This is a genomic window from Achromobacter sp. UBA5777 (assembly GCF_002418565.1).
In the GTDB taxonomy this organism is placed as follows: Bacteria; Pseudomonadota; Gammaproteobacteria; order Burkholderiales; family Burkholderiaceae_B; genus Achromobacter; species Achromobacter animicus.
In genome coordinates, this window is record NZ_DIEJ01000314.1 from 20,867 (window position 1) to 42,837 (window position 21,971).

Genomic DNA, 21,971 nt, shown 5'->3' on the forward strand with positions numbered 1-21,971 from the left:
GAATCCTGCCGGGCGCGCCAAACTTCACGGTCTAAACACCGCGATGAAAAAGCGGCAAAGAAAATGGAAAGGCCTTTGATCTTGAATCGAAGGCCTTTTTGTTTTGTGCGTCAAATTGGTGGGCGTACATCGGTGGGCATCACATCGATGGGCATCACATCGATGGGCATCAAATAAATGCGCATCAAATAAATGCGCATCACATCGATGCATCAAATACAGGCCCATCGCTTCAATGCGCAGCCTCTTCCTTTTCTTTCGATTGCGGCTTGTCGTCCGCTTCATCGAAACCCCAATCTCCGAATAGATACCAATCTTCGCCGAGCGATTCCGCCGGGTGCATGGTGCGGCCCGAGCCGTTGCCGCAGGCCATGGAATCGGTGGAGCAGTATCGGTCGCAACCCCAGCAGATGCGTTCGGGATGCTTGGGGTGCAGGGGAAATTTCTTGGCCATGCTGTCTGCCTGATGTGTTCTTGTTGAACTCAGCGTACTGCTGCCTGGCCGTGTGTTTCATTGACATCTCGCAAAGGCCGGGGCGCTGTCTGTGCCAATGCGCCATTTAAACGGGGCCGATTTGCATGGCACGATTCTTTCGTGTTATAAACACGCCTCTTTCGGGGCGCCCGTAGCTCAGCTGGATNNGAATCCTGCCGGGCGCGCCAACTTATTCGAGGTCATGCTTCACAGCATGGTTTCAACCAGAAAGACGCAGCAATGCGTACGCGAAAAGCGGCTTGATGAATTCATCAAGCCGTTTTTTTTCGCCGCCGATTTTACCGCAAATTTTGCCGCAAATTTTGCGCATGCTTGCCTGCAGCAAAGCCCGCCATCACCATACGCGATATACCCGCCCCGTCTGCGCGCCTTCGACGCTGCGGCTGTAGGCCAGCGCGACACGGCTGGCCGGCGCGGCTTCGAAACCCTGGAAGTACGGCCCATAGTTGTCCAGCGATTCTTCCAGGACCGTGGGGCTGACTGCGTTGATACGGACGCCTTGCAGTTCTACCGCCGCACCGCGCACGAAACCGTCGATGGCGCTGTTCACGGCGGCGGCATTGGCGCCGAAGCGGATGGGTTCATCGCTCAGGATGCCGCTGGTCAGCGTGATCGAGCCGCCCGCGTTGACGTAGTGCTGGCCGATGAGCGCCAGGTCGACCTGGCCCAACAGCTTGTCATGCAGGCCGATCTTGAACTGATCCGCCGTCATCTCGGCAAGCGGTCCAAAATGCAGGCTGCCGGTAGCGGAAACAATCGCGTCGACCTTGCCCACGCGTTCAAACAGGTCGCGAATGCTGTCGGTGCGGGTCACGTCGACCTGATATTGGCCGCGGGTCTTGCCCACCGTGATGATGTCGTGCCGCTGGCCCAGCTCGCGGGCGATCGCGCTTCCGAGGGTGCCGCTTGCGCCGATGAGGATGATCTTCATGAGGTTCTCCGGGAATGCCGATAATGCGCGCCGGCAGGACGCCAACGCATGAACGCATTCTGCGCGCCGCATTCCGTCCGAAAAATCCTAGAATTGTTGTATCAGTCAACACTCGGAGTGCGTAAACCATGGATCGCCTGCTCAGCATGGAAGTCTTTGTGGCGGTGGTGGAACTGGGCAGCCTGTCTGCCGCGGCAGCGCAGCTGGATATGTCGCCGGCCATGGCGGCCAAGCATGTCAGGGGCCTGGAAGACCGGCTCGGGTTGCGGCTGATGAACCGCACGACGCGGCGCCAGAGTCTGACCGAAGCAGGCCAGGCTTACTTCGCGCGCTGCAAGACAATCCTTGCCGATATCCGCGACGCAGAGCAGGGGGCCGAGGCGCTGCGTTCCGCGCCCCGTGGGCATCTGCGCATCACCTCGTCCGTATCGTTCGGATCATTTGCGCTGGCGCCGGCAATCGCCGAATACCTGTCGATCTATCCGGACGTCAGCGTGGAGCTGTCGCTGAGCGACACGGTGGAAGACGTCGTGGCGTCGCGTTTCGATGTGGCGCTGCGCATCGGCGAGCCCGCGGATTCCGGCCTGGTGGCGCGCCGCATCGGCCTTTACCAGATGATCATCTGCGCGGCGCCCGCGTATCTGGCGCGGTACGGCACCCCGGCCGTGCCGGGCGATCTGTCGCGGCATCAGTGCCTGGATTTCTCGCATTGGAGCCGGCGCACCGGCTGGCGGCTTGGCACGGACGAGGGCGGAGAAATGGGATATCCGACGGGGCGGTTCGTGTCGAACAACGGGCAGGCGCTCCGGCAGGCCGCGCTGGCGGGCTTTGGCATCGTGCTGCAGCCGGAACTGCTGCTGGCCGACGACGTGCGCGCCGGCCGCCTGGTGCCTATCCTGCAGCCTTACTGGCCGGTGGCCCGGCCCATCACGCTGCTGTATGCGAAGGACCGCCAGGCTCCGCCGAAACTCACGACATTCGTGGATTTTGTCGTGACGCGTTTCGGGCGGTAGTGGCGGGCTGTCGTGGAGAGCGTTGGCGGCGGCTGTCAGGCGCGTCGTCGGTCCACTGCGGTCAGGGATGTGCCGCTCTTGAGCAACTGGTAGGTCTGGCCGCCCAGCCACGCAACCTTTTCACCGGAACTGGTGCGGCAGACGCAGTGCGTCTTTGGATCGAAGCGTGGCGTGCCCAGCGCGGAATACGCGCCAGGATCGGAAACGAAGCGTTCAATGCGATACAACGTGCCATCCGGCGATGTGGCGAGCACGTCGGTCAATCGTCTTGCGGTGCCGAGCATATTCAATACCTCCATGCGCGGGCCGTCAGGTGTCGGCGCCAAAGTCGTTTGAACAATTCATGGCGCGGGCGCGGGGCAGTGCCTTCGCGCGCAGCGCTAATGAAACTGTCCGCCTAACAATGAATCATCGAGTTGTTCCGGCGAAACGCCCAGGGCCTCGGACACGCGGTCAAGGATGACCTGCCGGGGCCGCGGGCGCGGCCGTTCCAAATCAATATAGATGGAGTGATCGATGCCAAGCCGGGCAGCCATGTCAGCAGTGCTGATATTCAGATGCTCGCGCCAGGCGCGGATCAGGCTCCAATCGTTGCCGGTTTTTAGATTGACTACAGCGGGCGGCACGCGCGCTTGAGCCCCGGCAAATGTCTTGCGAGAGGCACGCGGCGCGGTTGCCGGCTTTTCATCGCTCGGGGCGGAGACGCTGTGCCGCGACTCGCCTCGAGGTGTGGTGTGCGCCGTGACGGCGAGAAAGACGGCGCCGCCATTCAATTGGCGGTATTCGTCGTTGCCCACCCAGCACAGCGTTTCGCCGTTATCTAGCTTGCATTCGCAATCCAGATGGGTATTGCTGGGCATACCTTCGAGCAGAGCGATGGTTTCCGTGGTCGTGGCGTGACGCACCACACGGTGCAGCACACCGTCCGGCGAACGTACGAAGACGTCAGGAAGTCTCCAGGAAAACGGAATGATCATCTCCACAAGCGAAGCTCATTACACCACTGTATAGCGCGGTTGTAATGGTGAAAGTGAGGGTTTCCCCGCGAGTGTGGCGCAAGTGTCATAGACGTGTGATCGGGTTACGAAGGATCCTCACCAAACCTCGCGGCGGCAAGCACCTTGGGCATCATTTCGGCGGCTGCGCCGCGCAGGTTATGGTGCGCCAGGGCGTCCAGGGGCGTCGCGGCCGGGTTGACCTGCACGACCGTCGCGCCGCCTGCGATAGCCAACTGAGGCAGTTCTGCGGCGGGGTACACGAGCGACGAGGTGCCGATGCTGAACAGCAGGTCGCACTGTTGCACGGCTAGGGTAGCGTCGCGCCAGGCCTGCGCGGGCAGGCTTTCCCCGAACCAGACGACGCCCGGCCGCACCGGGGCGCCGCAAGCCGTGCAGGCAGGCGGCGGGATGCGGCGGCCGGCATCGGGTTCTTCCGGTGCTTCCGTGGCAAAGGACTGGGCGGCGCCGCAGCGCGAACAGCGCGGCGCATGCAGGCTGCCGTGCAGATGCGTGACGTCGCGGCTACCCGCGCGCTCGTGCAGGTCGTCCACGTTCTGCGTGATGACGGTCAGCACGGGAACATGGCGGGCGAGCGTCGCGATGGCGTGGTGTGCGGCGTTGGGCGAAGCGCGCAAGACCTGCGCGCGCCGCCATTCGTACCAGCCCCAGACGATGTCGGGCTGCGCTTGAAAGGCTTCGGGTGTGGCCAGCGCCTGTGCGTCAAAGCGCGACCAGAGCCCGGTCAAGGCATCGCGGAACGTGGCGATGCCGCTTTCCGCGGAGACCCCTGCGCCCGTGAAGACGACGACGCGGCGCGCGTCGCGCAGCGCTTGCGCCAGCGGGGGCGGAATATCGTGATGCGTGTTTTTCATTTCCAACCTTGCAGACAGTTCGATACGCTGCACGCGCCGCCACCGGGATGTCAAGCGTGGTTGCGCGAGGTTCGGCCGAGCCGGAAGCGGCAGATGCGTGCGTCGCCGTCCTGAATCGTGGATACTCTTTTTTCATTCTGGGATTTGATCCCGCCTGGAGACGTGCAATGCCTGAATCGACCCCCGGCCCGGAACGGCTGCGCCGCTTTATCGCCACCGCGACGCGGTTGGCCACGCCGCAGGCGCTGGACCAGAGCCCCGAACTTGAGGCAGCGTTCTCGGATCTGGTGAGCCACGACGATTGGCTGCCCGAAGCCTGTACCGCCCCGCACCCGCAGTTCTATCAGCAGTACCTGCTGCACTGCGATCCGCTGGAGCGCTTCTCGCTGGTGAGCTTTGTATGGGGCCCCGGCCAGTTGACGCCCGTGCACGATCACGAGGTCTGGGGCTATGTCGGCATGCTGCGCGGCTCGGAGATCAATCAGCGGTTCACGCGGGACGTTGACGGGCGTTTGGCCATGGCGGGCGAGCCCACGACCCTGCGGCCCGGCGATGTGGAACGCCTGTCGCCGGCCGAGGGCGACATCCACCGAGTGTCCAACGCGTATCCCGACCGCGTCTCGATCAGCGTGCATCTGTACGGCGGCAACATCGGCGCCGTGTCGCGCCATGTGTACGACCCGGTCACCGGCGTAGCCAAGCCGTTCGTCTCTGGCTATTCGTCGCCCACTCTGCCCAATCTGTGGGACCGGTCTGCCGCTGTCCGCGCCACGTTGGCATAGCGTGGGGCATTGCGGCAAATCCGCTGTTCCCGCAGCGTGTCTCGTGCTATGTTCCCGTCCTAAATATTAGGAAAAATCACGAATGGACAAGACGCTGCTTAAAGGGCTGATGGTGCTGGAAGCGGTGACCGATGTGGACAATCCGCCGCGCACCATCGACGCGCTGGCCGCGCGCGTGGGCCTGACCCGCAGCAATACGCATCGCACCCTGCAGACGCTGATTCACGCCGGCTACGTCATCAAGGACGACGACGGCGGCGGTTACCGCGGGGCCGTGCGCCTGTTTGAATTGGCGGCGAGGCAGTTGGCGCAACTGGACGTGCGCAAGCTGGCCGCGCCCTACATGCGCACGCTGGCGGACCAGACCGGCGAGACCGTGCACCTGTCGGTGCTGGACGGCTTTGACGTGGTGTACGTGGACAAGATCGACAGCCCGCAGCCCATTCGCGCGTACTCCATGGTGGGCGGCCGCGCGCCCGCCTACGCGGTGGCGACCGGCAAGGCGCTTTTGGCCTACCAGGCCGAAGGCTACGTCGAACGCTACGCGGAGCAGATGGTGCGGCACACGCCGTCCACCATCGTGTCCATGCCGCTCCTGAAAGACGAACTGCGCAAGATCGCGCGCGCCGGCTACGCGATCAATCGCGGCGAATGGCGTGAAGGGGTGGGCGGGCTGGCCGTGACCGTGTTCAACAGCCTGGACCAGCCCGTGGCCGCGGTCGGCATCTCCGGGCCGCTGGACCGTCTGAGCGCCGCTAGGATGAAGCAGCTTGCGCCGGATGTGGCGGCCTGTGCGCAGTCCATCTCTCAGGGGATGGGCTATCGGCGGGGATTTCTGGATCAGTAGCGGGCGTGGCGCGCAGGGTGGCCGCGATCCGTTCGGCCTGATCGCGCGCCAGCCGGGCATTCACGTCCATGGACGTGGTCCAGAAGTACGTGCCGCCTGCCAGGCTGCCCAGCACCGAGACGCCCGCCACGATGTGGCCACCGGCGTTCTTCAGGCAGCCGGTGCCGTAGTCCAGCGCCAGTCCGCCATGCGGATCGGCCTGCGCGTGGCCGTCGCGCAGCAATTGGGAGACCAGCGGGTCGGCCGTGCGCTGCGCGTCCACGGAGAAACTCGTGGCATTGATCAGATACTGGCTTGTGTGTTCGACGTGCGCACCTGCCGTGCGCAGCCGTGTGCGGAACAGGCCAGTGGCCGGATCGAGATCGCAGCCGGCAAAGCCCGCGGCAACGTGGAGCTGCTTGGCGCCGAACAATGCCTGCAACTTCAGGGCGTTGCGCATCGGGAAGGTCGCGCGCCGAGCCATCCATAGCGAACGCCAACTCGACTGGAAGCGGCGCCGTTCGGTGTCCGGCAGCAGATGCCAGATCCGGTCCACCGCCCCATTGGTGGCGGCGGCCACCGCCTGCCACGGACGCGGCGCCGTGGCTGACCGGCGGATTTTATCATCCAAAGCGGCACGTGCGTCGCCGTCGATGCCCAACACATCGTCGTCGTCCAGCGAGCCGTGCAACGCCATCACCTCGTCCCGCAGCGCCTGCCAGACGACGTCCAGCGTCAGCGCGCCGCCGTGCCGAGCCGCCAGTTGGAGCGCGCCGTCGGCGCTCAGCTGTTGCAGCGCGTCGGGCGCGCGGTTGTGCGGACTGCGCACCGATGGCAGCCGCCCGTTGCGCGAGACGCACAGAATGGGTCCGTGGTGTCCGGCCTGCTGCAATGCGGCCACGGCGTCCACGGCGCTCAGGCTGGTGCCGACGACGCACACGGACGCATCGGGCGCGATGGCTTGCGCCAGCGCCGACACCGGATACGGGCTGTTGAAGTAACCCGCCACATGCTCTAAAGCGGGAAACGCCTGCGAAGGCAGGTTGCCATTGCACAGCACGACGTGCCCCGCCACGATCGGCACGCCATGATCGGACAGGACGTGCACACGGCCGTCAGCCTGCGGGACCACGCGGTGCACGCGAACAGGCACATGCGTCAGCCTCACGCCCAGCGTTTCGGCCAGCCGGCGGCAGCGCTCGTAAATCGCGCGCATGTAGGCGCCGAACAGCGGACGCGGCAGGAAGTCGGCAGGGTCGATGGCCGTGACGCCGTAGCCGTGCAGCCAGTCCGCATCCTGTTCGCGTAGCCAATCGACGAAGTCCAGCCGATGATCGGCGCGCGCGGACATGTTGCCTGCCGGAATGTTGAGCAGGTTGCTGCGCAAATCGTCCTGGTATGCGCCGCCCGGGCCGGGGTCGGCCTGCGGTTCGAAAAGATGGATGGTGGGCGGGCGCACGCCCGGCGCGGCCTGCTGCGCCAACAGGAACTGATACAGGAAGCTGACGCCAACCGAGCCGCCGCCGACGATGGCAAGGTCGGATGTGGCCGGCTGGGCCAATGTCGTGGCGCGCGTCATTTCGCCGCCGACAGACGCACCACGTCGGCCCAGCGCGCGACTTCCTGCTTGAGCATCCGGCTGGTGTCGGCGGGCGAGGTGGCGATGGCGTCGGCGCCCAGCTTCAGCGCGGCCTGCTGCACGGATTGCATCGCCGCGGCCTTTTGCATGCCGTCCGACAGCTTGTCCACCACCGCGGGCGGTGTGCCCGCCGGCGCGAGCAGGGCATACGTGGTGGCAACCGAATAATCCTTCACCCCCTGTTCCGCCAACGTCGGCAGGTCGGGCAACGCGGTGGCGCGCTTGGCCGTTGTGACCCCCAGCAGCCGGATCTTGCCGCTGGCGACCTGCGGCAGCAGCGCGGGCAGCGTTTCGATCACCATGTCGATCTGGCCGCCCAGAAGATCCGTAATGGCGGGACCGCTGCCGCGGTAAGGCACGTGCATGAGCCGCGTGCCGGTGACCGCCTGGAAGAGCTCGCCGGCCATGTGTTGCGAGGTGCCGGGTCCGGCAGACCCAAAGGTGATCGTCCCGGGTTTGCTCTTAGCCAGCGCGATGAGCTCCTGCACGTTCTTGGCTGGAATCTTGCTGCTGTTCACGGCCACCGCCATCGGCATGCTGGTGGCCATGGACACGCCAACGAATGCCGTGCCGAAGTCGTAGCCCGGCTTGTCGGGCATGGCGGCGTGGATGGCATGGCTGCCGACTGCGCCCATCAGCAGGGTGTAGCCGTCGCCTGCGGACTTGGCGACAAATTCGGCGCCGATCTCGCCGCCCGCGCCGGCCTTGTTCTCGACGACCACGCTCTGTCCCAGGAAGTCTCCCAGATGCTGCGCATAGATGCGCGCGGCCGCATCGGTTGCGCCGCCCGGCGGAAACGGCACCACCATGCGGACGGGTTTGGTCGGCCAGTTGTCGGCCGATGCGGGGTTGGCCGACAGCGCCAGCACCGTGCTGGCCAGGGCAATACGCCACAACAGTCTCATGCAAGTCTCCTCGGTGGATGGGCCAGCATGCGACGGAGGCGGTTCGCGATTGCGGGGCGCCAGGGCCGCTGCAGTCCTCTTTTATAAATCCTAAATATTAGGATTGACGTTTCAATAAATGGTTTACCTAGAATTCCACACGGTGCTATGCTGGTCAACAATTAACCGCGGCACCTAGGGATTGCACTAGGATTCGCCCGGACACCCGCGGCTTTCCCAGGCGGCGCGTCTGGATGATGCCATCGTTGAAGGTCGCGTCTTATACTGTTTTCAGAATCCCAAATATTGAATTTTCATAACGAGAGGTCAGACATGACACCCAGTTCGGCGCTAGCCGGCATTACGGTGCTGGAGATTTGCAACGTCGCGGCGGGACCCTTTTGCGGCATGTTGTTGGCGGACATGGGCGCGGACGTGATCAAGGTGGAGAACCCGGAAGGCGGCGATACGCTGCGCAGCTGGCCGCCCATCTCGGACGGCTACAGCGAGAACTTCGCCTCGCTCAACCGCAACAAGCGGTCGGTGACGTTGAACCTGAAGGACCCCGGCGATCTGGCCTTGGCGCGTGAATTGGCGTTGCGCGCCGACGTGCTCATCGAAAACAACCGGCCGGGCGTGATGGAGCGGTTGGGCCTGGGCTACGTGCAACTGCGCGAGGCCAATCCCCGGCTGGTGTACTGCTCCATCTCGGCGTATGGCCAGTCCGGACCGCGCGCGCAGGAAGGCGGCTTTGACCTGACCATCCAGGCCATGAGCGGCATCATGAGCGTCACCGGCGAGCCCGGCGGCGAACCGGTCAAATGCGGCGTGCCGCTGGCGGACTTTTCCGCAGGGCTGTACGGCGCGTTCGCCATCGCATCGGCGCTGCGCGCGGCACAAGCCAGCGGGCAGGGCACGCACATCGACGTGCCGATGCTGGGCGCCACGCTGGGCATCGCCGCGTTGCAGACGTCCGAGTTCTTCGGCAGCGGCAAGGATCCGGTCAAGCTGGGATCGGCCCATCCACGCAATGCGCCGTATCAGGCGTTCCGCTGCAAGAACGGCTATTTCGGCATGGCCGCGGGCAACCAGGCGTTGTGGAAGGCCGTGTGCGCGACGGTCGGGCGCGAGGACCTGCTGGCCGATCCGCGCTTTACCGACACCAGCGCCCGCGCTCGCAATCAGACGGCGCTGCGCGACATTCTGGAAGCGATCTTTGCTGAGCACGAAGCACAGGACTGGCTGGCACGCTTTCGCGCGGCCGGCGTACCGTGCGCGCCGATCAACACGTATTCGGAGGTGCTGGCCGATCCGCAGGTCGAGCACATGGGCTGGGTGCAGGCGCTGGAGCTGCCCAATGGCGTGCAGACCCGCACGTTTGGTTTGCCCGTTCGGTTCGACGGCGAGACCACGGCGCTGCGCCGCCGGCCGCCCGCGCTGGGCGAGCACAACGACGCGGTGCTGGGACCGCTGCGCGACGCTGGCAAGGGAGGCAAGCCATGAGCGTTCTGCGTATCGACCGGCAAGGGCCGCGCCACGTGCTGACGCTGGCGCGCCCCGAAAAGATGAATGCGCTGTCGGCCGATCTGGTCGAGGCGCTGATCACCGCGCTGGACGAGGCCGAGGGCGCACGTGCCCAGGTCATCGTGTTGCAAGGCGAGGGCAAGAACTTCAGCGCGGGCTTTGACTTTGGCGATTGGCAGACGCAGAGCGAAGGCGATCTGCTGCTGCGCTTCGTGCGGATCGAGACGCTGCTGCAGCGGCTGGCGGCCTCGCCGTGCCTGACGGTGGCGCTGGCGCATGGGCGCAACTTCGGTGCGGGCGTGGATGTGTTTGGCGCGTGCAAATGGCGCATCAGCGCACCGGACGCGACGTTCCGCATGCCCGGTTTGAAGTTTGGCCTGGTGCTGGGCACGCGGCGTTTCGCGTCGCTGGTGGGCGCGGAGCGCGCGCGCACGATTCTTGAACAGGCCGCCACCTTCAACGCTGAAGATGCGTTGCGCGATGGCTTCGTCAGCCGATTGGCCACCCCGCAGGAATGGCCGCAGATCGGCGAGGCGGCGCTGGAAACGGCGAGTGCGCTGACCGACGCGAGCCGCTCGCAGCTCTACGCGGCCCTGTCGCAAGAGACGCCGGACACCGACATGGCGCGGCTGGTGCGTTCGGCGGCGGCGCCCGGCCTGAAGGACCGCGTGGCGGCATATCTGCAGGCGCGCTAGGCGCGCCCCATCGAGCAGGGAGGAAGACAATGGCTTCAGGATTCAATCAGAAGAACAAGCAGTGCAGCTTGCAGGAACTGGCGGCGCTGGTGCCGAATGGGGCATCCATCGCGCTGGGCGGCAGCTTTCTGCATCGCGGACCGTTCGCCTTCGTGCGCGAACTGATCCGCCAGGAAAAGCGCGATCTCGAACTCATCAAGCAGTCGCCGGGCTACGACGTGGACATCCTGTGCCGCGCGGGCGTGTTGCGCCGCGTGCGCGCGGGCATCGTCGCGATGGAAGGTAACTTCGGGCTGGCGCCCTGGTATCGGCGTGCGGTGGAGCGCCACGAGATAGAACTTGAGGAACACGCGTGCGCCAGCCTGACGGCGGGGCTGCGCGCGGCCGCCTTTGGCGTGCCGTTCCAGCCCTGCGGCGGTCTGCATGGCAGCGGTCTGCCCGAACTGAACGGGTGGAAATGCCTGGACGATCCGTACGGCAGCGGCGAGAAGACCTGGGTCGTGCCCGCGATAAAGCCGGACTTCGCCGTGATCCAGGCATCCGAAGTGGATGCGCTGGGCAACGTGCGCGTGCAGGGCACGGCGCACTGGGACCGCATCATGTCGCGCGCCGCGGGCAGCGTGCTGGTCGTCGCCGAAAAGCTGGTGGACAGCGCCGTGTTCGAGGCGCAGCCCGAGTCCACACTGGTGCCGTATTTCATGGTGCAAGCCTTCGCGGTCCTGCCGCAGGGCGCGTGGCCGGGGTCGTGCTGGCCCGAATACGCCATCGACTATCCGGCGGTGGAAACCTACATGGACAAGAACAGCGATCTGCGCGCGCATTTGGCCGCGGCGCCCGAAGCGCGGGAGGGACATCATGGCTGAGCAATGGTCGGGCTTTTCGTACATCGTCACCAATCTGGCGCGCTTCATCCGTCCAGATGAAATCACCTTCAGCGGCGTGAACTCCACCATGCCCATGCTGGCGTGCCTGCTCGCCAAGCGCGCCTACGACTGGGACTTCGTGTACATCAACGTGGCGGGCGGCGTGAATCCGCGGCCGTCGCATATTCCGTTGTCCAGCTCGGATCCGGTGCTGGCCGAACACACCGCGTCGATCTTTTCCAACGAAGATTTTTATGACCTCTGCACGCGCGGCCGCATGGACCTGACTTTCCTGGGCGCCGCGCAGATCGACGGCGCGGGCTGCGCCAACAACTCGTGCATCGGCGACTGGCACGAACCCAAGGTCCGGCTTCCCGGCGGGGGCGGCGGGGCGGTGATGCTGCCGACAGCCAGGCGCGCCTGCACCTGGCGCACCGAGCATTCGCGCCGCACGTTCGTGTCCAAGCTGGACTTCATAACGTCGTGGGGCGGTTTTCACGGCGTGGTGACGCCGATTGCGGTGTTCATCAAGCGCGACGGCCGGCTGGCCCTGCAGTCGTGGCATCCGGAGTCCAGCCTGTCTGAAGTGCGCGAACGCACGGGTTTCGAGTTCGACGCCAGCGGCGCGGGCCCGACCGAACCGCCGACCGAGCAGGAAGCCCGCGCGTTGCGCGAGCTGGATGCCGACGGACAGTTCGAACGCGACGCCGCCGTCGCACTGCGCTGATGGCGCGCCACGCATCAACGAGCCCGGTACAGGGGGAGTAATCATGACGATTGCCGATGCCACGGTTGTGGCGGCGTTTGCGCGCTTGTGGGACCAGCCGGAATGGGCGGCGCGCTCTGCGCTGGTGACCGCCGAGGAAACGGTCAGCTACGCGGACCTGCGCCGCCGCGTGGGACAGGCGGCGGGTGGCCTGCGGGCCGCCGGCGTCGCGCCGGGTGATTACGTCGGCGTGGCGATGGAGCGCTCGCTGGCGCAGGTGGTGTCCCTAGTGGGCGTCATGGCGGCGGGCGCTTGTCCGTGTCCGCTGGAGCCGCGGCTGTCGGTCGAGGAAACCGCGCGGCGCGTGGCGGCGGTGGGCTTGACGTGGATGCTGGCGGATGACGAGAACGCCGCCACGGCCAGGGCCTGCGGCCTGCCGGAAGCGCGCGTGCTGGATGCCGCGAAGGTGGCGTCGAATGTGGCGTCGAATACCCCGGACTGGGCGGGCGCGGACATTGCGCCGCAGGCGCCGGGGCTGCTGCTTTTCACGTCGGGCAGCACGGGCAATCCGAAAGGCGTGCTGCTTTCCCATCAAGGCCTGGTGAACAACGCGCGCGGCGTGCTGGCGCACACGGGGCTGACGCCTTCGGATCGCCTGCTGCACGTCATGCCGCTGCATCACACCAACGCGCTGAACAACCAGATCTTCACGCCGCTGTTGGCCGGCGCCAGTGTGGCGCTGGCCGGCCGGTTCCGCGCGCAGGACATGCCCGGCCTGCTGGACGCTTTCAGGCCCACGATCATCACCGGCGTGCCGACGATGTATGCGCGCATGCTGGAGCTGACGTTCGATCCGGACAGCCTCGCCGGGCTGCGTTTCGCGCGCTGCGGTTCGGCGCCCATCACCGAGGCCTTGCATCGCCGGATCGAAGCCTTTCTTGGGTGTCCGCTCGTCGTGTCCTATGGGCTATCCGAGGCCACCTGCACGTCCACGATGAATCCGCCCGATGCGCGGCGCGTGGGATCGGTGGGGACGGTGCTCCAAGGACAGGACGTAACCCTGCGTTTGCCCGATGGCAGCGTGGCGCCGGCGGGCGCGGAAGGTGAGATCTGCATCGCGGGCGACAGCCTGATGCTGGGCTATCTGGGCGTGGAGAGCGCGGACACGGGCGCGCCCCGGCTGCTTCGCACCGGCGACCTGGGCCGCTTCGACGCGCAGGGCTACCTGACCATCACCGGGCGAATCAAGGACGTGATTATCCGGGGCGGCGAGAACATCTCGCCCGCGCTGATCGAAGGCGTGGTCACCGGGTTGCCGGGCGTCGCGGCCTGCTGCGTGGTGGGGGCGCCCGACGACGACCTGGGCGAGACGCCGGTGATCTTCGTGCAGCGCGTTGGCGAAGCCGCGCCCGACGCGGCGGCGATACAGGCCGAGGTGCTGGCGCGGCTGGGCCGGATCTATGTGCCGCGCGACGTCTGCTGGATCGACCGGCTGCCCGAGAATGCGGTGGGTAAGGTGGACCGCAAGGCGCTGGCGCGTCAGGCGGCGGCGCGGGAGGCTGTGCAGTAAACGCGAAAGGGGGCGCGATGCCCCCCTTGCGTGTGCATGGCTCAAGCGTCAGTCATTCGACCTTGCCGATCCGCTTGACGGCCACTTCCAACGAGGCCGAATCCTTTTTCCAGTAGTCGTCGAACGCCGGCGCGTCCAGGTACTGCACCGGGCTGCCGGTGCCCGCAATGCGCGCCTGCACCGCCGGGTCGTCCGCGATCTGCTTGACGGCCTGGCGCAGCTTGTCGATGACGGCGGGCGGGGTGCCGGCCAGCGCGAATACGCCGGACCACTGCACGAAGCTGGCGTCGTAGCCCTTGGACGTCAGCGACGGCACGTCGGGCAGGCTGTCCAGCTTGCCGTCGCCCCAATGCGCCAGCGGTCGCACGCGACCAGCCTGGATCAGCTGCATGACGCTGGACGGACCGGTTGCCAGCGCGTCGACCTGGCCGCCTACCAGCGCCTGCACCGCGGGACCTGCGCCCGTGAACGGCACGTGCATCATCTTGATGCCCGCGGCGTTCTGCAGCATTTCCATCGGCACGTGCATCGTGCCGTAGATGCCCGAACTGCCGTAGCTCAGCTTGCCGCCCTGTTTTTTTGCGGCGTCGATGAACTCGTCCAGTGTCTTGTATGGCGCATCCGCGCGCACGACCAGCACTGTCGGATCGGCCGTGATGCGGGCGATCGGCACGAACTGGTCGAGCTGATAGGCCGGCTTGCGTTCCAGCAGGCGGTCTGCGGCGGGCAGGATGGAGATCGACGACAGGCTCAAGAGCAGCGTGTAGCCGTCGGGCTTGGCGCGGCCCGCCTGGCCAATGCCGATGGCGCCGCCCGCGCCGCCCTTGTTTTCGATCACGATGGGCTGACCCAGCTTGTCGCCCAGGGCCTGCGCGAGCGGCCGGGCGATGGTGTCCGCGACGCCGCCGGGCGGGAAGGGCACCACCATCGTGACGGGCCGCTCGGGATACCCGGCGGCCATCGCGGCGTTGGCGCCGAGGCATAGCAAGGCGGCCGCGGCCGCCCGTCTGGCTACATGCTTGCAGCGCAGGTTCATGTCTCACTCCTTAGGTTTTTGCTGCGCGGCGCCGGTTTCTTGTGACCGGCGCTCGTTTACGCGGGCGTCAGACGAACCGGTTCTCGATGCGTCCGATGCCGTCGATTTCGATCCGGACGACGTCTCCGTTCTTGAGGAACTGCGGCGGGTTCAGGCCCTGGCCCACGCCGGCGGGCGTGCCGGTGGCGATGACGTCGCCGGGGTACAGGGTGATGCCGCGCGAGCAGGTCTCGATCAGCGTGGGGATGTCGAAGATCAGGTCTTCCGTATTGCCGTCCTGGCGCAGTTCGCCATTCACCCAGCAGCGCACACGCGTCTGGCGGCCGTCCAGTTCGTCAGCGGTGACCAGCCACGGACCCATAGGGCAGAAGGTGTCGAACGACTTGCCCAGGTCCCACTGCTGGTGGCGCATCTGCACGTCGCGCGCGGTGACGTCATTGACGACGGTGTAGGCGATGACGTGGCTCATGGCTTCGGCGCGCGAAATATTGCGGCCGCCCTTGCCGATGACCACGGCCAGTTCGGCCTCGTAGTCGATCTTGTCGGAGATGCCCGTGGGCAGCGTGACGTCGGACCAGGGGCCGACGACGGTCTGCGGTACCTTGGTGAAAACGATGGGCCAGGATTCCGGATTGGCGTCGTTGTCCTTGAACACGGAATCGCGCAGTTCCTTGGCATGAGCGTGGTAGTTGCGGCCCACGCAGAACAGGTTGCGCGGCTGCGCGGGCAGGGGCGCTTCGTGCTCGACCTGATCCCAGCGATAGGCCGGACCCGTTTGCGCGGGTAGGGCGCGGCCCTCGGCCAGCCATTGCACCGCCGTCAGCGCGCCGGCTGCTGCAAGTTGCGGAGGGAAGTCCAGCGCGGTGACCGTGCCGCCATCTTCCGACACCACGCCCACGCGCCGCTCGCCGTTGACTCGAAATACCGCGATTTTCATGCTTGCTCCTACGGCGGCCCGGGGCCGCCCGTGATGACATACCAAAAAATACCAATTAGTGGATGATTAGGCCCAATTGCTGGTGTTGGGCAGGATAAACCAAAATTTCTCCTAGGCGAATCCGTTTCTTCACGGTGGCGAAAGATTTTATTGGTCTGTTTTGGTATCATTCGCGGCGTCATCAGCCGGGGACATCCATGGACAAAGCCTCCGCCTTGCGAGCGGTCATCATCAAAAACCTGCAGTCGGGCGAATGGGCGCCGGGCCACCGCCTGCCGACCGAACGCGCGTTGAGCGAGCAATTCGGCATCAGCCGGTCAACCGTGCGCCGAACGCTGACGCAATTGAAGGAAGAGGGCCTGATTTCGCAGCGCGTGGGCAGCGGCACCTACGCCAACCCGCCTTCCGCCTTGGCGCAGACCGAGGCGCTGCTGCGCGGCGAGGTGCTGTCCACCAGTCCGGCCGAACTGATGGCCGCGCGGCTGGTGCTGGAGCCGGCCATTGCGGCGCTGGTCGTGCAGCACGGCACGCCGGCGGACTTCGCCGCGATGCAGAACGCCTGTGATGAAGCGGAGGCCGCGGCCAGCTTTGAAGAGTTCGAAGTGTGGGACGCGAAACTGCACGAGCTGATGGCCACGGCCACGCACAACCTCTTCATCGAAAAGGTGTTTGCACTGATGACCGCGGCGCGCTCGCAGGCGACGTGGGGCGCACTCAAGCGCAAAAGCCTGACGCCCGAGCGGCGCGCGGCGTATCAGGTCGAGCACCGCGAGATCGTCGAGGCGCTGCACGACCGCGACGCGGACCGCGCCATGGCGGCCGTGCGGCGGCATCTGGTGCACGTCAGGGAGAATCTGCTGGGGTAATGGAGGCCGGGCCTAGTTCACGCCCAGATGCCGTTGCAGCGTATCCAGAAACACCTTGGCCCGCGCCGGCGTCACGCGGTTGTCGGATAGGGCGTAGATGGTGGCCGGCGGCAGTTTCCAATCGGGCAGGATCTGTTCCAGCGCGAGTTCCCGCAGCGTTTGCGACAGCGCCTGATGGCTGGGCATCCAGGCGATCCCCAGCCCGGCGGTGGCCAACTGCACGCCCAGCGCCGCGCTGTTGGTGCCGATGTGGGTCGGTCCGCGAACATTCAACAGGCTTTCGCCTTCGCCCAGCGTCCAGTCCGGCAGCCCGCCCGTGACGATGCGCTCGTGCAGGCCCAGGTCTTCCGGGCAGGTGGGGCGCCCGAAGCGGTCCAGATAACTGCGCGCCGCCACGAGAATCCATTGCACCTGCGCGACGTGTTTCTGGATCAGCGCGGAATCCTCGAGCGCTCCCGTGCGCAGCATCAGGTCGAAGGGATGACCGCTGCGGGCGGCGCCTGCCGAGCCTAGCTCCACCTCGAAGGAGATCTGCGGATAGGTCTCGCGCAGTTCCTTCAGCACCGCCGGCAGGATCATTGTCAAACCCGGCATCACCGACACGCGCAGGGTGCCGGCCAGATGGTTCAGGCTGGAATGAATGCTTTCGTGCGCGGACAGGGCGGCTTCGACGTGCACCGCGCACTGGTCGAAATACTGCTGGCCGATCGCCGTCAGACTGACGCTGCGGGTGGTGCGGTTCAGCAGTTTGTACCCCAGCGTCTGCTCAAGCTGCGTCAGGCGCCGAGACAGCGTGGCCACTGGGAGGCCGAGTTCGGCGGCGGTGGCGGACAGCTTGCCGCGCTTGGCGACTTCCACGAAGTAGTGGATGTCCTGCATCGAAATGTCGTTTCTGTTCATGATGGTTTCCGGGCGCGAGCCTTGATTTCGAAGGTATTTTCGGCGTGATCGCGCGGGGCGATTGTTGTCATTGCGGCAACATCGTGGTCCCTGCGCCGGGGCTACTGCCGCGCTGCGCGCCGGCCTACGATTTGGGCGTCGAACAAGCCAGCGCAGAACCCGATAACCCCATCGGCGCAGCGCCCAACCCACCCAGGAGTCACCATGAGCCAACGTCTCAACGCCTTTGCCCAGTCGCCCGAACTGTTCAAGAAATTTGTCGAATTCAGCATGCTGGCCAAGGCCGGCGCGATCGAGGAGTCCATCCTGACCCTGGTCGACATTCGCGCCTCGCAGATCAACGGCTGCGCCTTCTGCCTGGACATGCACATCAAGCAGGCCAAGATTGCCGGCGAACGCGAACTGCGCCTGCATCACGTCGCCATCTGGCGCGAATCGAACCAGTTCTCGGCGCGCGAACGTGCATGCCTGGCCTGGACCGAAGCGCTGACCACGCTGGGCGTGCACGGCGTGCCGACCGAGGTGTACGAGCGCGTGCGCGGTGAACTGTCCGAAAAGGAAATCTCGGACCTTAGCTTTGCCATCATGGCCATCAACGGCTGGAACCGCCTGAACGTGGGCTTCCAGACGGTGCCGGGCTCCGCCGACAAGGCATACGGGCTGGACAAGGCCCAATTCAACTAAGGAACGATCATGAAAATCCTCGTCATCGGCGGCACGGGCCTGATCGGCTCCAAGCTCGTCAAGCTGCTTACGGAACGCGGTCATGAGGCCATCGCCGCCTCGCCCGCCACCGGCGTAAACACCATCACGGGCGAAGGCCTGGATGCGGCCCTGGCCGGCGTTGACGTCGTGGTCGACGTCGCCAACTCGCCGTCCTTCGAAGACAAGGCCGTGCTGGAATTCTTCCAGACCTCGGGCCGCAACCTGCTGGCCGCCGAGAAGCGCGCCGGCGTGCGCCATCACGTCGCGCTGTCGGTCGTCGGCACACGCCGCCTGGCCGAAAGCGGTTACTTCCGCGGCAAGATCGCGCAGGAAGACCTGATCGAGGCGGCGGGCATTCCGTACACCATTGTCCATAGCACCCAGTTCTTCGAGTTCCTGGGCGGCATCGTGCAGTCCGGCACGCAGGGCGAGGAAGTGCGGCTGTCGTCCGCCTACGTGCAGCCCATCGCGTCCGACGACGTGGCGCTGGCCATGGCCGACGCCACGCTGGGCGCGCCCGTGAACGGCATCGTGGAAATCGCCGGTCCTGAAAAGGTCAGACTGTCGGAGCTGGCGCAACGCTACATGGGTAGAATCGGGGACACTCGCACCGTGCAGGCGGACGCCGGCGTGCGCTACTTTGGCGCGCTGCTCGACGACGACACGCTGGTGCCAGGATCCAGCCCGCGCCTGGGCAAGATCGACTTCGAAATCTGGTTCAGCCGTTCGGGCGCAAGAAAGTAGCGGCGGGCACAAGGACCCACATGAGCAAACTGCGGCCTCCTCCCCAAAGCCTCCTGGACAAGTACCGGGGCGGCGACTTCCGTCCCCTGTACACCACCAGCGTGACGGTGCGCGGCGGGGAGGCCGCGCATGGGCGCGCCTCCGGCATCGCCATCTCGGATGATGGCGAACTGATCGTGGAATTGCGGCTGCCGGTGGAACTGGGCGGCACGGGCGGGGGCACCAACCCCGAACAGCTGTTTGCCGCCGGTTATGCGGCGTGTTTCCACGGCGCGTTGAGCATGCTGGCCGAGCGGTCGGGCCTGTCGATTCCCGAAGCCTCGGTCACGGCCACCATTTCGTTCGGACGAGATCCGGTCGATGGCTTGTTTGCGCTGACCGCCGACGTCAACATCCACCTGCCCGGCCTGGAGAAGGCCCTTGCCGAAGAACTGGTGCGCAATACGGAACGCCTCTGTCCGTATTCCAAGATGGCGCAGGGCGGCATTGAAAGCGTGGTCGCGCTGACGCAGTAGCGCGACTTGCTTCACGCCTGCTTCGCCAGCAGGCTGTCCAATATCTGCAAGTCCATCGCGCGGATGTGTTCGGTCATGTAATCGATGAACACGCGCATGCGCGCCGGCAAGTGTTGACGGCTCAGGAAACACAGGTAATGGCCGCGGTCCTCGGGCGCATATTGCGGCAGGCAGGCGACCAGCGTGCCTGCGCGCAGGTGGTCGCAGACCTGATAAGCGGCCATCTGCGCAATGCCGTGACCATCCAGCACCGATTGCAGCACCAGGTCGGCATCGTTGAACGTCAGCATGCCCGGCGGCGCTACCTTGCGCAGCTGGCCGGCCACCTTGAATTCCCACTCGAACACCCGGCCCGACGCCAGCTTGAAGTTCACGCAGGCATGGTCGGCGATGTCGTCGACGCTGGCGGGCAGGCCGTGCGTGGCGGCATAGGCGGGCGAGGCGCACAGCATCATCTGCATCGGGATGATCTTTTTGGCGATCACCTGACTGTCTTCCATGCGGCCGTTGCGGAAGGACACGTCGACCCGGTCCGTGGTGAAGTCGGTGGGGCCGTCATCCAGCAGCAGCTCGACCGAGATGCCGGGATTGGCCTCACGAAACCCCATGAGCAGCGGAGCAACGACCTTGCGGCCGAAACCCACGGTGGCGCACACCCGAAGCTGGCCCGACGGCGGGCCTTCGCGCAGATCGCGCATGTCGTCCAGGGCCTGGATGATGCGCTCGACGCCGGGGTGGCATTGTTCGTAAAAACGCTGGCCCTCGGGCGTGAGCGAGGTGCTGCGCGTGGTGCGCACGAAGAGGCGGGTGCCAAGCTGGTCTTCGAGCTTCTGGACGCTGCGGCTGACGGCCGACCGGCCGATGCCGAGCCGGTCGCCCGCCTTGGCGAAGTTGCCCTCGGCGGCGACGGCAATGAAAGCCATGACACCGGCATAGCTGGTGGCAAAGCTGTCGGCCAGGGAATCCGGTCCGTTCGAAGGAGTGTCCGAGGAGGGAAGGTAGGGTGTCGACATGGTGGCGGCGCCGCAAGTGGGTTGATCCTACAGCTAAGACGGCGCGCGCCGCAATCTTGTGACATCGGGCGCAAAAAAAAGAAGGCCTTCCGCTTTGGGAAGGCCTGCTGGCGTTCTGAAGGGCGGGGTCCGCCCGGCGTCCCTATTTGACTGGTGTCAGAGCGGGCGCGCCTTGCTTCTTGATGAGGACGACCACGAACTTGGCCGGCTCGGTCTGGCTGGCGTTGCGGCCGACGGTGTGGATGTCGTCGGGGCCTTCGTAGAAAGTCTGGCCGGGCTTGAGCGTGACTTCCTTGCCGCCCTTGACCTGCATGACGATCGTGCCTTCCAGGACGTAGACGAAGGCGGAGGCGTCGTGGCGGTGGACGGGGTCGGCGCCGCCGGGCGGGTAGTCGACGACGAGCATCAGGGCTTCCTTGCCGGGGATGTCGGGCAGGGCCTTTGTCATTACTTCGGTGACGACGGGGTCGGTTGGCTTGGGCGTGGTCTGGGCGTGATGGGAGGCGGCTTGGGTGGGCTGGCTGAGCAACGTCGCTGTTGCGATGAAGGGCAAGACGAATTTCGTGAGCTTTGACATGGTTTGTCCTTGGTGGGGTGATGGGTCTTATCGTAGGAGCGTGGGGGGCGGGGCGGTAGGTCCGTTCAGGGGATCACGGTGTTGCCTGGTATGCACCAACGTTTGTAGGTCGGCCGAGGTTTAGGGCGCAGCGGGTCGCCCGACGCAGTGGCTTCCGTAGGTCGCCCGACGCCGTGGTCACCGGGGAGGCGATCGCCCACGATTGCGGTCCGGAGCCTTCGCTCCGGACNNGGGCGCATCGACGGCGCTCGCCTCCCCGGTGACCACGACGCCGTGCTACGAGGGTCTTTGGTTTGGGGCGCTACAAGACCTGTGGTTAGGGCAGGAGATCTGCGGCGCCGCCGGGTTGCTGCCGCCCGGACGGCGGCAACCCGGCATTGGGTTGGTGGGGCGTCGTGACGGTGTGCGCTTGCGCGCTGGTGGTGGTGGGGGTGCTGATGGGCCGTCGTCACGGGGGAGGGGCGGTGATGGGCGGCGCGCGTCGACGGCCAGCCACAACCTGCCGACCTGTACGCGCGCCGCCCATCGGGCACTGGAGTTCAAGTGGCGATTGGGGACGCGTGGCTCGAGTTAGGAGAGAACGTCTGCCGTTGCCGGTGTCTGACGCCTGACGCAGAAGCAGCTACGCGCGAAGCGTCATCGCTTCGACGCAAGACGCAGCGTAAGCCCACGAAGGCCGCCCGCGCGGCCGCCCGGGGGCGGGCCCCGCAAGACGCTTCTCTTCCCCTCAAGTGTGTGCAAGAACCTCAAGAACTCAAGCCGTCCCAGCGCCCGTAAAGCTCAAGCAAGTCGAGCCCGGTGTGGCGTGGGCCTGGGGTGGGCGGGGCGTTTAGATGCGCCCGACGGAAACCGAAGGGAGCCGAAGGCGGACGAGATTCT

The 21,971-nt window shown here is 65.8% G+C and carries 24 protein-coding genes; 12 read left to right on the forward strand and 12 right to left on the reverse strand.

The features are described 5' to 3' along the window. Window positions 1-232: 232 nt before the first annotated feature. Together B3446_RS27470 and B3446_RS27475 are read right to left on the reverse strand one after the other, a co-directional pair. A complete protein-coding gene (locus B3446_RS27470; protein WP_175124230.1) occupies window positions 233-454 on the reverse strand; it encodes a DUF3079 domain-containing protein in 222 nt (73 codons plus the stop codon). 376 nt (window positions 455-830) lie between these two features. Continuing rightward, window positions 831-1,427 carry a short chain dehydrogenase gene (locus tag B3446_RS27475; protein ID WP_291387239.1) on the reverse strand — a complete coding sequence of 199 codons (597 nt, stop codon included), beginning with the start codon at window positions 1,425-1,427 and terminating at the stop codon, window positions 831-833. Window positions 1,428-1,555: 128 nt separating this feature from the next. Between B3446_RS27475 and B3446_RS27480 the strand changes: the two genes are divergently transcribed. Then, complete coding sequence (locus tag B3446_RS27480; RefSeq protein ID WP_291387241.1) at window positions 1,556-2,440, forward strand: LysR family transcriptional regulator; 885 nt, start codon at window positions 1,556-1,558, stop codon at window positions 2,438-2,440. 35 nt (window positions 2,441-2,475) lie between these two features. On the opposite strand, the gene B3446_RS27485 is transcribed toward B3446_RS27480, so the two are convergent. The 3 genes from B3446_RS27485 to B3446_RS27495 form a co-directional block, all read right to left on the reverse strand. Continuing rightward, complete coding sequence (locus tag B3446_RS27485; RefSeq protein WP_175124227.1) at window positions 2,476-2,724, reverse strand: hypothetical protein; 249 nt, start codon at window positions 2,722-2,724, stop codon at window positions 2,476-2,478. Window positions 2,725-2,820: 96 nt separating this feature from the next. Continuing rightward, complete coding sequence (locus tag B3446_RS27490) at window positions 2,821-3,423, reverse strand: helix-turn-helix domain-containing protein (RefSeq protein ID WP_191579297.1); 603 nt, start codon at window positions 3,421-3,423, stop codon at window positions 2,821-2,823. A 98-nt stretch (window positions 3,424-3,521) separates the two neighbouring features. Further along, window positions 3,522-4,310 carry an SIR2 family NAD-dependent protein deacylase gene (locus tag B3446_RS27495; RefSeq protein WP_291387246.1) on the reverse strand — a complete coding sequence of 263 codons (789 nt, stop codon included), beginning with the start codon at window positions 4,308-4,310 and terminating at the stop codon, window positions 3,522-3,524. 167 nt (window positions 4,311-4,477) lie between these two features. Here B3446_RS27495 and B3446_RS27500 point away from each other — a divergent pair, with 167 nt between their 5' ends. Both B3446_RS27500 and B3446_RS27505 read left to right on the forward strand, forming a co-directional pair. Beyond that, window positions 4,478-5,092 (forward strand): cysteine dioxygenase, encoded by a 615-nt coding sequence (locus B3446_RS27500; RefSeq protein WP_291387248.1) that lies wholly within the window; start codon window positions 4,478-4,480, stop codon window positions 5,090-5,092. A gap of 82 nt (window positions 5,093-5,174) precedes the next feature. Further along, on the forward strand, window positions 5,175-5,939 hold the full coding sequence (locus B3446_RS27505; protein WP_291387250.1) for an IclR family transcriptional regulator: 765 nt from the start codon (window positions 5,175-5,177) through the stop codon (window positions 5,937-5,939). Here B3446_RS27505 and B3446_RS27510 read toward each other — a convergent pair. Further along, entirely contained in the window at window positions 5,848-7,497 is a 1,650-nt protein-coding gene (locus tag B3446_RS27510) for an FAD/NAD(P)-binding protein (RefSeq protein WP_291387252.1), read from the reverse strand. The genes B3446_RS27505 and B3446_RS27510 overlap by 92 nt on opposite strands. Beyond that, window positions 7,494-8,462 carry a Bug family tripartite tricarboxylate transporter substrate binding protein gene (locus B3446_RS27515; protein ID WP_291387255.1) on the reverse strand — a complete coding sequence of 323 codons (969 nt, stop codon included), beginning with the start codon at window positions 8,460-8,462 and terminating at the stop codon, window positions 7,494-7,496. Before B3446_RS27515 ends, B3446_RS27510 begins: the two co-directional genes overlap by 4 nt. 312 nt (window positions 8,463-8,774) lie before the next feature. Between B3446_RS27515 and B3446_RS27520 the strand changes: the two genes are divergently transcribed. Genes B3446_RS27520 through B3446_RS27540 form a run of 5 tightly spaced genes read left to right on the forward strand, consistent with a single transcriptional unit; the run spans window position 8,775 to window position 13,799 of the window. Then, window positions 8,775-9,944: a CaiB/BaiF CoA transferase family protein gene (locus tag B3446_RS27520; protein ID WP_291387257.1), complete on the forward strand. Its 1,170-nt coding sequence runs from the start codon at window positions 8,775-8,777 to the stop codon at window positions 9,942-9,944. Further along, complete coding sequence (locus tag B3446_RS27525; RefSeq protein WP_291387259.1) at window positions 9,941-10,660, forward strand: enoyl-CoA hydratase/isomerase family protein; 720 nt, start codon at window positions 9,941-9,943, stop codon at window positions 10,658-10,660. Before B3446_RS27520 ends, B3446_RS27525 begins: the two co-directional genes overlap by 4 nt. A 29-nt stretch (window positions 10,661-10,689) precedes the next feature. Beyond that, the gene (locus B3446_RS27530; RefSeq protein ID WP_291387260.1) at window positions 10,690-11,523 is read left to right on the forward strand and encodes a CoA transferase subunit A; all 834 of its coding nucleotides are present in this window, start codon (window positions 10,690-10,692) and stop codon (window positions 11,521-11,523) included. After that, entirely contained in the window at window positions 11,516-12,250 is a 735-nt protein-coding gene (locus tag B3446_RS27535; protein ID WP_291387262.1) for a CoA-transferase subunit beta, read from the forward strand. Before B3446_RS27530 ends, B3446_RS27535 begins: the two co-directional genes overlap by 8 nt. Before the next feature lie 43 nt (window positions 12,251-12,293). Further along, a complete protein-coding gene (locus tag B3446_RS27540; RefSeq protein WP_291387264.1) occupies window positions 12,294-13,799 on the forward strand; it encodes a class I adenylate-forming enzyme family protein in 1,506 nt (501 codons plus the stop codon). A 52-nt stretch (window positions 13,800-13,851) separates the two neighbouring features. Here B3446_RS27540 and B3446_RS27545 read toward each other — a convergent pair whose 3' ends face one another. Together B3446_RS27545 and B3446_RS27550 are read right to left on the reverse strand one after the other, a co-directional pair. After that, window positions 13,852-14,835: a tripartite tricarboxylate transporter substrate binding protein gene (locus B3446_RS27545; RefSeq protein WP_291387266.1), complete on the reverse strand. Its 984-nt coding sequence runs from the start codon at window positions 14,833-14,835 to the stop codon at window positions 13,852-13,854. Window positions 14,836-14,902: 67 nt separating this feature from the next. Continuing rightward, entirely contained in the window at window positions 14,903-15,772 is an 870-nt protein-coding gene (locus B3446_RS27550) for a fumarylacetoacetate hydrolase family protein (RefSeq protein ID WP_291387268.1), read from the reverse strand. Between the two features lie 197 nt (window positions 15,773-15,969). Here B3446_RS27550 and B3446_RS27555 point away from each other — a divergent pair, with 197 nt between their 5' ends. After that, window positions 15,970-16,638 carry a FadR/GntR family transcriptional regulator gene (locus tag B3446_RS27555; protein ID WP_191579284.1) on the forward strand — a complete coding sequence of 223 codons (669 nt, stop codon included), beginning with the start codon at window positions 15,970-15,972 and terminating at the stop codon, window positions 16,636-16,638. Between the two features lie 12 nt (window positions 16,639-16,650). Here B3446_RS27555 and B3446_RS27560 read toward each other — a convergent pair whose 3' ends face one another. Continuing rightward, on the reverse strand, window positions 16,651-17,538 hold the full coding sequence (locus B3446_RS27560) for a LysR family transcriptional regulator (protein ID WP_291387294.1): 888 nt from the start codon (window positions 17,536-17,538) through the stop codon (window positions 16,651-16,653). Between the two features lie 204 nt (window positions 17,539-17,742). Between B3446_RS27560 and B3446_RS27565 the strand changes: the two genes are divergently transcribed. Genes B3446_RS27565 through B3446_RS27575 form a run of 3 tightly spaced genes read left to right on the forward strand, consistent with a single transcriptional unit; the run spans window position 17,743 to window position 19,502 of the window. Next, window positions 17,743-18,222, forward strand: a complete 480-nt coding sequence (locus B3446_RS27565) for a carboxymuconolactone decarboxylase family protein (protein ID WP_056563450.1) — start codon at window positions 17,743-17,745, stop codon at window positions 18,220-18,222. A gap of 9 nt (window positions 18,223-18,231) precedes the next feature. After that, window positions 18,232-18,987 carry an SDR family oxidoreductase gene (locus tag B3446_RS27570; RefSeq protein WP_291387296.1) on the forward strand — a complete coding sequence of 252 codons (756 nt, stop codon included), beginning with the start codon at window positions 18,232-18,234 and terminating at the stop codon, window positions 18,985-18,987. 20 nt (window positions 18,988-19,007) lie between these two features. Further along, window positions 19,008-19,502 (forward strand): Ohr family peroxiredoxin, encoded by a 495-nt coding sequence (locus B3446_RS27575; RefSeq protein WP_175124209.1) that lies wholly within the window; start codon window positions 19,008-19,010, stop codon window positions 19,500-19,502. A gap of 11 nt (window positions 19,503-19,513) precedes the next feature. On the opposite strand, the gene B3446_RS27580 is transcribed toward B3446_RS27575, so the two are convergent. Next, window positions 19,514-20,515: a LysR family transcriptional regulator gene (locus B3446_RS27580; RefSeq protein ID WP_291387298.1), complete on the reverse strand. Its 1,002-nt coding sequence runs from the start codon at window positions 20,513-20,515 to the stop codon at window positions 19,514-19,516. Between the two features lie 142 nt (window positions 20,516-20,657). After that, window positions 20,658-21,092 (reverse strand): cupin domain-containing protein, encoded by a 435-nt coding sequence (locus tag B3446_RS27585; protein WP_291387300.1) that lies wholly within the window; start codon window positions 21,090-21,092, stop codon window positions 20,658-20,660. Window positions 21,093-21,971: the final 879 nt, after the last annotated feature.